This is a genomic window from Yersinia sp. IP36721 (assembly GCF_003634395.1).
In the GTDB taxonomy this organism is placed as follows: domain Bacteria; phylum Pseudomonadota; class Gammaproteobacteria; order Enterobacterales; family Enterobacteriaceae; genus Yersinia; species Yersinia entomophaga.
In genome coordinates, this window is sequence record NZ_QCZL01000020.1 from 61,965 (window position 1) to 72,986 (window position 11,022).

An 11,022-nucleotide genomic window follows, 5' to 3' on the forward strand; every position below is an offset into this window, starting at 1 on the left:
AAACAGACTCCCTGGTACGTAAGCGACAAAGCAGCAATCGCCGGTCTCCCCTTTTATGGGCATGCCATTATTTGTCGGATTAAGGGAATTTGATGAGTCAATAAGGCGATGTTTTTGTATCTAATTAGCCGGTTTAGCTAAAAAATGATGTGTTAGGGTGTCAGCCTGAAAATACCAATCTGTGCCGGGCTTAAAGAATATCCGTCCTGAGCACGCGCTTTTTACTGAGGTTTTATGTCCATTCAAGGTATTGAAGGTGTTTTGCAACAAATGCAGGTCAGCGCATTACAGGCGGCAGGAACGGCCAAAGTGCTGCCGGCTGAGCCGGGGTTTGCCAGCGAACTGAAGGCCGCACTGGGTAAAATCAGTGAAGTGCAGCAAACGGCTCGTACTCAGGCGCAGAATTTCGAACTAGGCAAACCGGGCATTGGTTTAAACGATGTGATGGTCGATATGCAAAAATCCTCAATCTCCATGCAAATGGGAATTCAGGTACGTAATAAGCTGGTTTCGGCCTATCAGGAAGTGATGAATATGGGCGTTTGATGGCAACGCAGCTATTCAGATGATACTTGCCCATAAAATAAGGTTGAGAGCAGAAAAGTTATTTTCATGGATATAATGGACTAAGATAATTAACTAACAAGGATGAATGTATGAGTAAGAATCAAAGAATTGCTATGTTTGCGGCCATAGGTGGCGTTGGTTATCTGGTATGGTACGTAATTAAACATACTACGGGATTATAATTTTCTATTATTATTGGCTCCCCACTTGTCATCAATGCTACTGGTAGCTCCGAACGATAGGGCTGCCCGAGTTGATCATTATTTTTCTATTTATGTTATGACGCTTAGCAAAACGCTGATTTCCTAGCGCCACTGAAATGCTTTTCCCTGAATGACTCCACATTGTCATAGGATAATGTGGAGTCATTCAGGGGGGCTATTCGACGTAATCCTGCTGTCAGCTTCCGGACAATTCATATAACCCTGTTCTACTGCCTGATTATAACGGTTTAAGGCGACGAAGAACGGTGAGCTATGGCCATCTTTCCGTTAAGTATCATGAAGGCAACCCCCTCTTATCTTACTGATTATCATCATGATATACGGTGTCCCGCCGGTGTTTATCCCCGATTGTTTAGTGGCTTAGGTAGTGAAAATCGTCGCCTGAACAACGGGCAGAGAATCATATTAAAAGAAGCCTAGGCAGCAGGCGCTTAATATCGGAATAGCCAGTAATGATATGTGGCGTATGATATTAAATATCCTTAATTTAAATTTCGATTAATCTTTCGTTTAACTGAATTTATTAATTAAGCCGTCAATTAATCAACGGAGTTTCCGCAGTAAGGACTCAATCAGTCAGCAGGAAAGCCTTATATTATAAAGCGTCGCTATTATATGTGTTGGCGTCTATTGTTTATATGTTTGTTTATTTCAATTAATGTTAAATAAGAATGGCCAATTAACATGAAAGGAACAGCTATAGTCGAATGCTATATTCGACATGATTTAATTGATTTTTTGTACATCCTTTAATTACATTCATTTTAGTGATAATGGGTGGAGTCTAGGGATATTGTCATGCCACAGTTAAAACTCACTATTTGTTATCAACACAATTGTTGTATTAATCAATGCTGTGTTTACATACAAATCTTGGAATAAAAAGGATGAATCCATGAGTATGAAATTAAGCAGTAAAATCTTTGCTTTTGCTCCGGTATTGTTGGTCGCAGCCTGTACCACGACGCCATTACCCCCAGTACCGCAGGCTTTGCTGGGCGTAGATCGCGGCATGGCAGGAATAGATAACTGTGCGGTAGGGTGTCCAACGGGAAGCCAGAGTGATGAAACCCTGGTTCGAGATAGTTATACGTTGAACAATAATCCAAGTACTAAGTTTGCTAACTGGGTTGCCTACAAGATTACAAAATCTACTCAGGCCAGCAGCCGACCGCGTAACTGGAAAACCGATCCGGATTTACCTGCCAGCGATACTCTAAGCCCTGATGATTATAAGAATGCGAATCAAGTGCTGAAAATCGATCGGGGACATCAGGCTCCACTAGCCAGTTTGGCCGCTGCCCCTGACTGGCAGAGTCTGAATTATTTGTCCAATATTACACCGCAAAAAGCCGCGTTAAATCAGGGGGCATGGGCGAGGCTGGAAGATCAGGAACGTAAACTGGCGAACAGGGCAGACATTAGCGCGGTTTACACCGTCACCGGCCCGCTGTATGAACGTTCTATGGAAAAACTGCCTAATGCGAAAAAACCGCACCAAATTCCAAGCGGTTACTGGAAAATCATTTTTATCAATAACAGCCCGGCAGTCAATCATTACGCCACTTTTATCCTGGATCAGGATACGCCCGCCACGGCCAATTTCTGTGATTTTCAAGCCACGGTCAGTGACGTTGAACGTCGCGCCGGTTTAACTTTGTGGTCGAACTTACCGACTGAAATTCAGGCGGGATTGAAAAAAACGCCCGGCGTATTATCAGAGCAAATGGGATGCCCGCCAGCCAAAGCATAAAATGTAATGAGGCAGCCTAAAAAAGAAATAAACCCGGGAGATATATTCCGGGTTTTATCCGTCATAGAGTCATCGGCGGCTTAACCCTATATTTTCACTCAGATAAAACCTATACTGAAGCCACTTTATCACTGATGGTTAGTCTATTGATGAGATTATTTCACAGGATTAAAGGGCGTATATCCCCCACTTTTTGTCTGGCCGTCATGGTCGCTATTAACGGTTACCTGATATTAGGGCCGGTACTTTCCCGTACCTTAAGTTATGTTCCCCAAACCCTGGGTAGCATAGGTACATGGAAAGAAACGTTGTCCATGTTAGGGCTATTGGAAATTCCCCGTTTTGTCATTGGTCTTAGCCTTATTCTGATGGCGATAGGTTTAGCTCTTAAAGCGCGTACTGCTTGGGTTTTCACTCTGTTTTTGCTGCTGGCAATGACATTACTGAATTTTATGAACGGTAATAGTGATGTGCATATTACCGGTTTGTCCGTCGCTATTATTCTTGGCTTACTGATTTGTTGGCGGCAGTTCGATCATCAAAGCCTGGCCAGTAGCAGCTTATTTGCTATCGTCAGTATTTCTTCATTATTGTTGTACGCGGTGATTGGCACGCTTTATTTAGGCGCTGAATTCTCTCCTGCGGTGGAGGATCTACCGACGGCGTTCTATTTCGCGATAGTGGCGATGTCAACGGTAGGATTTGGCGATATTGTTCCGGCGACCACGCATGCTCGCATGTTTACGCTTTCGATTATTATTATGGGTATTACGGTATTTGCGGCATCGATTACAGCCATTGTCGGGCCGATGATTAGCCATAATATCCAGCGAATCGTTAAAGGCAGGATCTCTCACGTGATACGTAAAAATCATTTTATTATTGTCGGTACAACCCCATTGGCACTGAATGTGTATCAAGGTCTGCGGGATCGTGGCGAACTGGTTACCCTGGTGGTGGCTACCGGAACAACGGCGGAGTTACCGAAAGGCGCAGACGTGGTGACTGGCGATCCGTCATCCGTAGCGACTTTGAAAGTCGCAGGTGCAGATAAGGCGAAATATATTATTACCCTATGTAATAGCGATGCCGAGAATGTCTTTACCCTTTTGGCTGCGAAAGAAGTGGCAGGGCCAGAGACGAAAACAATTTCGTTAGTCAATGAAAGCCAGAATCAGCCGAAAATTAAGCGAGTTAATCCCGATATGGTTTTTTCTCTACAGCTATTGGGGAGTGAATTGTTAGTCAGAACACTCAGTGGTGAAACTATCAATAATGAGCTGATCACTGAAATGTTCTTTGGCAGTTGCGTGAAGGCAAATTGATTTTTCAGACAGCACTGACGATATTCCGTTAAGTGCCAATAGCCTTTATCCCACGCCGGTAACGCCCATTCCGGCGTGGAGCTATTATCAGCAACGATATCTTTAATCACCATAATCTGTATCCGTAGCGCTCACGGTCATATCTCTTGGTATTACGGGGTGCCAACCTTACGTAGCAGAGTGGTAATATCGATGAGATCGACTTGTTCTGGTTGAATATAGGTTTTGGCATAGTCTTGCCAGATTCCCGATTCGATAAACAAGATAAACAATTGTCGATCAAGATGATTGTCGTTAACCATATTCGCCATGATATTCAATGACTCGGACAGTTTTTTACCTGCTTTATAAGGGCGATCTGCTGCAGTCAGCGCTTCAAATACGTCAGCAATGGCCATCATACGCATGGTCAGACTCATCTGCTGGGCATTCAGTTGGTTAGGATAACCTTTCCCATCCATTCTTTCGTGATGTCCACCGGCAATGGTTGGTACGTTTGACATGGTACGAGGGAAGGGGAGCTTTTTCAGCATGATGATCGTCTGCATGATGTGTTCATTGATTTTATAACGATCTTCTTCCGTCAGTGTCCCTCGTCTAATACTGAGGTTATACATTTCACCATGGTTATACAGATGAGTGGGTGGTTGCAATTTGAAATCATAATATTCCGGATGTTTGATTTTATCGTCCCGATAAATAATATGTTCCTCTTTGTCGGCCAAAAGTGGCTCTTGAGCCGGTAAGGGTTTTTGCGGTGTGCGGTTTTTCCTAGACATCTCTTCATTGCCTAGGCCGGTTCTATCATCGAGCGTCCGTGTCCAGCGGTGTTGAGCAATATCATGAATGCGCTTAATGGCTTCATCGGATAATCCCTCCTGACCAATATTGGTCTGGGCGATGAAATAGTAGTCCTCATCCAGTTTCCGTAATTCCTGATTTATTTGCGAGCAATCTGGCTCTTGCCCAGATTGGGCTAGGCATTGGCGTAAAAAATCGATTTCTTTCTCTCGTTTTAATACTTCGAAACGCATACGAATTTCATGAATCCGGTTATAAATGGTTTCCAGCTTGGTGGCTTTATCAACAATAAATTCAGGAGTGGTAATTTTCCCGCAGTCATGTAACCAGCACGCAGTACGCAGTTCTTCCCATTCGTCATTACTTAAACTGAAATCGGCAAAGGGGCCTTCTTTCATTTCAACGGCAACCTTCGCCAGCATTTCGGTAATAACCGGAACCCGTTGACAATGGCCGCCGGTATAAGCGCTTTTGGCATCAATAGCGCCTGCAATCAGCTTGATAAAGGAATCCAGCAGGTTTTTTTGTTCCTGCAGCAAATGCTGAGCCTCGACAGAAATGGACAGGCTACCGACTAGCGCATTAACCAGTTGTATCCGTGAATACTTCCTTTCGTGATTGATCGACTCATCATCAAAGAGTAATAAGAATCCGAGTAAATGATCGTCATGTCCTCGTATCGGGGCAATAATAAAACGCAGAGGAAGCTGGTCGGCCAATACCTCATACAGGGCAGGCCATAAATTATCTTTATTCACTATTCCCGATGAGGTTCTGCCGTACATCACAGGATTAAACGGAGTGAAATAGCTATCGCTAATAGCCAGTTTAGGCATGTTGCTAACGTCAATGGACTGGTTTTTCCATTGAAAGGCGATAGGGAGGAATGCGGGGTTTTTGGCATCATTCAGGAAAATAACACCGCCGGACATACTGGCAATTTGCGTGGTTTCCAATAATAAACCTTCCATTTGTGCCGCAAAATTGTGGCCAGCGGCGAGTATATTCCCCATCGAAATAAATTGATTGAGCGTCAATTTCATCTTCTTCATTGATGCGTGTAATTCGTCAATTTCCTGAATAACTGACGGTTCACTTTCCCGTTCATCAAAATGTAAATGGCTAATGGCATCGGCATCCTGACGTAGCCGTATTAAGGGGTGAGATATTCTCAGAGAAAAGAACCAAATGATGGGTAAGGTTAATAACAGGAGCGCGCAGGCAATGAGAGTCGAGTTATTACGAATCTGGTTAGCATTAGCGGTAAGATACGACGATGGTGTGGCAATAATTAACTGATATTTATTCTCATTTATCGGAATGATGCTGCCATACCATTCTTGCTGTTCACTGGTGAATATATGGCTTTGGCTGGTTGCCCCCGTAGATGATGTTTTGAGGCCTAACAATGACACTAATACTGGGCTAATACTTTGACTCTCTCCTCTTGAATTTAAACTCGCGATAGCATCATTCTTTGCGTCAATAATGACGGCCTGGCTGCCAATAGGTAAATTTTGCTGTTGTAAGAACTCACTCAGTGAAGCGAGAGATATATCCATTCCCACTACTGAGCTTCTATTTAACGCTCTTTTACTAAAGGTTATCCCCGGTTCTTTAGTCGCATGATAGATATAAACTGGCGAAATAGTGACACCGTTATTCTGCAATGCCGAGGTAAACCAGGTGCGTAATCGCGGATCGAAAGGATCCTTTTCTACCCGCCGGTTAGCAATTATTTGTTGCTTCGCATCAAGGAAAATATAGTCTTTTATTGGTGATTCACCGGCTATTTGGCTGCGCTGTATTATCCATTCGGTATTGGGGGGAGCACCTAATATAGGGCGATTAGTATTACTGGCTCGCCTTAGCAGAAAGAAATCACCGTTGTCATAACCACTATAAATAGCACTGGCATACTTATTTGAATTTAAAATCTCGCTGAGCCGTTCAATCGAGACCATTTGTCGTTCAAAGACGGTGTTGTCGGTTATGGGTAAGCTAGCTAAGATATTGACTGACATAGACATAGAGTGAGTAATGCTATCCAGTTCTGTGGCAATGGCTTTCCCTGTTTTTTGATATTGTTCCAGAGTACTGCTTTCGGTCAGTTTGGTGAGCTGGTGGTGATTAAACAAAATAATGACGGTGCCAATGATCAGAATTAGCAGCGTAAATAAGGATGCTATCTGGATATGAAGAGGGTAACGGTTTTTAAGACTCAAAGTCATTCGTAGCATAGGTACCTGCGTGCAGATTACCTCCGATTACTTTTATAATAGTTGTTATTGCAAAAACTGTATTCAAGAGACATAAGTATCATCATTAATTTGTTGATATTAAACTCTTTTATTTATTTTTTCGAAGATAAAAAATGCGGGTTGGTAATACGCTAACGCGTCTAGATTCAACTAAGAATAACATTAAACATTTTAAAATAGCTTACCCGCCGCCTTGCTCTATAACAGGAATAGGCTAGGAATAAGACGGTTTGAAATCACTATTGTATTGCGACTCTGTTTCCAACGAGCCTGACGCCAGTCGGTGGTGGCCGCGTATGGCTGTTGGCGCGAAGCCAAAACGTTTACGGAATCGCTCTGCAAAGCGTGATGAACTTTCATAGCCGACGCGGTTGGCAATTAATGATATCGGCCAGTCGGTCGCTTGTAACAGCGTTAATGCGCTAGTCATGCGGACATCGATCATTAAATTGCGTAATACAACGTTCTCGGCAGAAAGTTTCCGTCGTAATACCACTTCGCTCATAGACATTCGCTCTGCGACCTCGGCAACCGTCCATATTTTATGAGGGTCGGTTGCCAGACAACAGCGTACTTTTTCTGTCAGCGTTTCTGCATCTTTTATTAAGAACTTAACGCCACGCTGGGTCAGCCAAAGCAATAGCTCCACCATGCGATGGCGAATGATGGGCTTCGGAATATCATTGTTATCAGCTAATACCTTAAAAGTATTGGTGAAAGCATTGATAAACTCCGGCGCAGGATTACGCACCGGCATGACATCTGGTATTACGGACAGGTCATGGGCTTTGGGATTATGGGCAAATGTATTGATTAACTGAGGTTCAATACTCAGCGTATGGCTGAAGAAAACCCCATCAGCAGATAACCCGTTGACTATATCTATAGTTTGACCACCGCTGATAGCGGCCATCTCGCCGGGCAGGATTATACATTCCTGGTTTTCCCAGCGAATAACCTTATGGCCGTGGTTAACCATAATCAGCAGTGGGTGTTGTATATAAATCGAGGTGAGTGCAAGTTCAGTATGTTGAATAACATGCCTTGAACTGCCAATCCCCGAACATAGATTAATTGTACGTTCCATCGATATTCATTTCACAGTCTTTACCTGAGAATATCTTTACGCGTTGCGCACCAGACAAGCAACTTATTTTAATACAAATTTAGTGCGTAGTGCTATTTCGTCGAGAAAAAAAACTGGTTTGTTGGCGCACACAAATAGCCATGTAAACAGGGCAAACACACCGATAAAATCACGCTCATCCGGAGTAATAAAAAAACATTACTTGCAATGTTAATGATTTCATTCGAATGTAAAATGAGAATATCTATCTTGTTGTTATGTTGATAAAACCATCGCTATTGTGTTTCACCTAATAACACCGCATGGTCTGGGAACTGACCATAAGTATTATTTACCACTTGTTGTCGGGTTGATTGTCCGACCAGTTCGCTTAATTCATTAAGGCGTAGCTGTAATAAGCGCTTAATTTCAGTTTCATTATCTAAAATGTTTTTTAATTTCTTTCTTAATATCTCTTGCAGTGAAAGAGACGAACAAGAAGAAATGGTCACGTTGGCGGTACTCTCAACAGCTTTCAGATAAGTCATTTCCAGATCAACCAGCGCATCCCAATTTCCCTCAATTGCAAAGGCAAGCATTTGTTCACTGAGGGTCAGGATATGTTGATATTCGGATAGAAGGTGCTGGTGACGTTCCATTAAATGGGGTCCTAATTGGGTTGATAATTGGGGCCGATCTGCCGCCAGGCATCAGCAATATTTTCAAGCAAGGCTTCGACTTCGACAATAGCCTGCTCGTCATTATGCAAATTGGCATGCAGTAAGCGACGTGACATATAGTCATACAACGCTGACAGATTTTCTGCCAGCTCGCCGCCTTTTTCCATATCAAGCCCAGTACGCAGGCCGTTATCAATAATATTGATAGCTTTGGAAATAGCTAATCCCTTTGCGGCAATCTCCCCCTGATTCATCAAAATACGTGCGCGAACCAGGGCGCTTTGCGCCCCGTCGAACAGCATCACGATCAACTGGTGGGGGCTGGCGCTCATGACTCCGCTTTCCAATCCTACCTGTGCGTAAGCCTGGCTCCCTGACCGGTTGTACATGTTTTCTATCCTTTGTTATTTAAATTGTGCCAACAGCATGTTGCCTGTGTTTTTGAACGAGGTAACCAATTTATCTAGCTGACCGAACTGGATCTTGTAGCGTTCAATCGTGGCATTGATATTGGCTGTTGTTGAAATAACCTGTTTATCCAGATTTTTCAATGAACGGTTGATCCCGTCGGTTGCACTTTTCAGCGTACCTTTCGAGGTATCGAGGGCACCATTCAGCAGTTTATCCATTTGGGTAGCAAACCCGGTAGTTTCACCGTCTCCGGCAAAGAACTGGTTAACGCTGCCTGGTTTTTCTTTCAGCGCTTTATCCAGTTTCTCGTTGTCGATTTTCAGCTTCCCATTAAGATCCTGAGTGATCCCCAGGCTAGCTAAGGTTTTGACATCGCCGCCTTGAGCAGAAGATAACTGGGCTTTCAGTTGGGTCTGAATATTACGCAGGGTATTGTCACCGACCAATTCACCGTTGCCGGACGACTGCTCTTGACCCGCTTCAACCGCGGTATATTTGGTCAGTGAGCTAAAAGTGGTTTGCAGTGAGTTATAGGCATCGACAAAAGCCTGGATCGCATCTTTGGTCGCTTTGGGATCGCGTACCACACTCAGAACTTCTGGGGTGTCAGGTTTGGTGACGCTCTTCAACGTAAGCGTCACACCAGCAGGTGCATCGGTAATTACGTTACTTTGACGAGTAATATCAATGCCGTTGACTTTCAATTTGGCATCCGCTGCTGGAACGGTTTGCTTCATGCCATCGGTGCTGGTGCTTCCCGGCGTATAGTTCAGGATCTTGCCTAAATCATCATCGCCAGTCACGCTAACGGTCATTTCCGACTTGGTGCCGGTTTCTTTTGAAGTCAGCGAAAGGTAATAGGTATCGTCATCACCCTTCATTATACTGGCGGTAACATTGCCTTCCTGCTTGTTGATAGCATCGCGGATATCATTCAGGGAGGTTTTATCTTTTGCCAATGTAACTTCCATCGGCTTTTCTTGGCCAGGCTGAGTAATAGTAATGGTTCTTGTTTCATTACTATTGCCCAAATTATCTTTTGTGTTAGGCATCTTGCCGGATAGCAAGGATTGCGCCTTAGCCAATTGAGAAATTTCAATATTATAGCTACCGGCGCTGGCAGCACTGTCGGTTGTTGCACTAAATGCTTCATTTTTACTGCTGACCGACGTGCCGTTTATTGTGTCTGCTTTTTTCAGGGCCGCCGCAGCAGTTTCCACTTTTGCCAGTGCGTTTTGCAGCACGCCAAATGCAGATAGTTTCCCTTTAAAGCTGGTTTGTTGCTGGGTCAGAGGGGTAAGACGCTTTTGTTCTGCTGCAGACAAACCGTCTAACAGTTCACTTAAATTCATTCCTGAACCGCTACCTAATGAGCTGATACTTGCCATGTCTAATCCTTAATATTCAAGTGTCGTGATAGCGTTATCGGCCAGGAGGAAAAAAAGTTTACACATAAAATACAAATAGTGATGGATGGAATAGCGGGGCATTAAGTACAGCTATTTGCGCTATTGAACTGAATGACGGGTATATCGTGTGCATATTTATGCATCAAGGCAGAATGATTTCAATTGCGGATTAAAGTTCTCGGCGCAGGTGCCGATAGCCTTTTGTGATGGCGACGATAACTCAGTCCAATCGCCAATAATACTCATTAGCTACATTGAAGGAATATCACTATGGCGGTAATTAATACAAATAGCCTGTCTCTGATGACACAGAACAACCTGAACAAATCCCAGTCTTCTTTGGGCACCGCCATTGAGCGTCTGTCTTCCGGCCTGCGTATCAACAGCGCGAAGGATGATGCAGCGGGTCAGGCGATTGCCAACCGTTTCACTTCTAACATTAACGGTTTGACTCAGGCTGCGCGTAACGCGAACGACGGTATTTCTCTGTCTCAGACCGCAGAAGGCGCGTTGGGTGAGATCAAC

General features: G+C 43.9%; 8 protein-coding genes and 1 pseudogene. 4 read left to right on the forward strand and 5 right to left on the reverse strand.

All coding sequences use genetic code 11. The features are described from left to right. The first annotated feature begins 234 nt into the window (after nt 1-234). From fliE to kch, 3 genes are all read left to right on the forward strand, one after another. Complete coding sequence (gene fliE / locus DBA33_RS15340) at nt 235-546, forward strand: flagellar hook-basal body complex protein FliE (protein ID WP_064517658.1); 312 nt, start codon at nt 235-237, stop codon at nt 544-546. Nucleotides 547-1,803: 1,257 nt separating this feature from the next. Continuing rightward, the gene (locus DBA33_RS15345; protein ID WP_240442711.1) at nt 1,804-2,544 is read left to right on the forward strand and encodes a DNA/RNA non-specific endonuclease; all 741 of its coding nucleotides are present in this window, start codon (nt 1,804-1,806) and stop codon (nt 2,542-2,544) included. 149 nt (nt 2,545-2,693) lie between these two features. Next, nucleotides 2,694-3,869 (forward strand): voltage-gated potassium channel protein, encoded by a 1,176-nt coding sequence (kch, locus tag DBA33_RS15350; RefSeq protein ID WP_064517663.1) that lies wholly within the window; start codon nt 2,694-2,696, stop codon nt 3,867-3,869. A 152-nt stretch (nt 3,870-4,021) separates the two neighbouring features. Here kch and DBA33_RS15355 read toward each other — a convergent pair whose 3' ends face one another. From DBA33_RS15355 to fliD, 5 genes are all read right to left on the reverse strand, one after another. Further along, the gene (locus DBA33_RS15355; RefSeq protein WP_120806736.1) at nt 4,022-6,901 is read right to left on the reverse strand and encodes an HD domain-containing phosphohydrolase; all 2,880 of its coding nucleotides are present in this window, start codon (nt 6,899-6,901) and stop codon (nt 4,022-4,024) included. A gap of 244 nt (nt 6,902-7,145) precedes the next feature. Beyond that, complete coding sequence (locus DBA33_RS15360) at nt 7,146-8,018, reverse strand: helix-turn-helix transcriptional regulator (RefSeq protein WP_064517667.1); 873 nt, start codon at nt 8,016-8,018, stop codon at nt 7,146-7,148. A gap of 275 nt (nt 8,019-8,293) precedes the next feature. Further along, nucleotides 8,294-8,656 carry a flagella biosynthesis regulatory protein FliT gene (fliT, locus tag DBA33_RS15365; protein ID WP_064517668.1) on the reverse strand — a complete coding sequence of 121 codons (363 nt, stop codon included), beginning with the start codon at nt 8,654-8,656 and terminating at the stop codon, nt 8,294-8,296. 11 nt (nt 8,657-8,667) lie between these two features. After that, nucleotides 8,668-9,066 (reverse strand): flagellar export chaperone FliS, encoded by a 399-nt coding sequence (gene fliS / locus DBA33_RS15370; protein WP_038241981.1) that lies wholly within the window; start codon nt 9,064-9,066, stop codon nt 8,668-8,670. Between the two features lie 15 nt (nt 9,067-9,081). After that, a complete protein-coding gene (fliD, locus tag DBA33_RS15375; protein WP_064517671.1) occupies nt 9,082-10,476 on the reverse strand; it encodes a flagellar filament capping protein FliD in 1,395 nt (464 codons plus the stop codon). Nucleotides 10,477-10,767: 291 nt separating this feature from the next. Between fliD and DBA33_RS15380 the strand changes: the two are divergent. Beyond that, nucleotides 10,768-11,022, forward strand: a pseudogene (locus DBA33_RS15380) (flagellin FliC); the annotation flags it as partial.

What these genes read in the sequence shown, in the direction of transcription:
- fliE (WP_064517658.1), top strand. Translation starts at nt 235, where the DNA reads ATGTCCATTCAAGGTATTGAAGGTGTTTTGCAACAAATGCAGGTCAGC.
- DBA33_RS15345 (WP_240442711.1), top strand. Translation starts at nt 1,804, where the DNA reads ATGGCAGGAATAGATAACTGTGCGGTAGGGTGTCCAACGGGAAGCCAG.
- kch (WP_064517663.1), top strand. Translation starts at nt 2,694, where the DNA reads ATGAGATTATTTCACAGGATTAAAGGGCGTATATCCCCCACTTTTTGT.
- DBA33_RS15355 (WP_120806736.1), bottom strand. Translation starts at nt 6,901, where the DNA reads ATGACTTTGAGTCTTAAAAACCGTTACCCTCTTCATATCCAGATAGCA.
- DBA33_RS15360 (WP_064517667.1), bottom strand. Translation starts at nt 8,018, where the DNA reads ATGGAACGTACAATTAATCTATGTTCGGGGATTGGCAGTTCAAGGCAT.
- fliT (WP_064517668.1), bottom strand. Translation starts at nt 8,656, where the DNA reads ATGGAACGTCACCAGCACCTTCTATCCGAATATCAACATATCCTGACC.
- fliS (WP_038241981.1), bottom strand. Translation starts at nt 9,066, where the DNA reads ATGTACAACCGGTCAGGGAGCCAGGCTTACGCACAGGTAGGATTGGAA.
- fliD (WP_064517671.1), bottom strand. Translation starts at nt 10,476, where the DNA reads ATGGCAAGTATCAGCTCATTAGGTAGCGGTTCAGGAATGAATTTAAGT.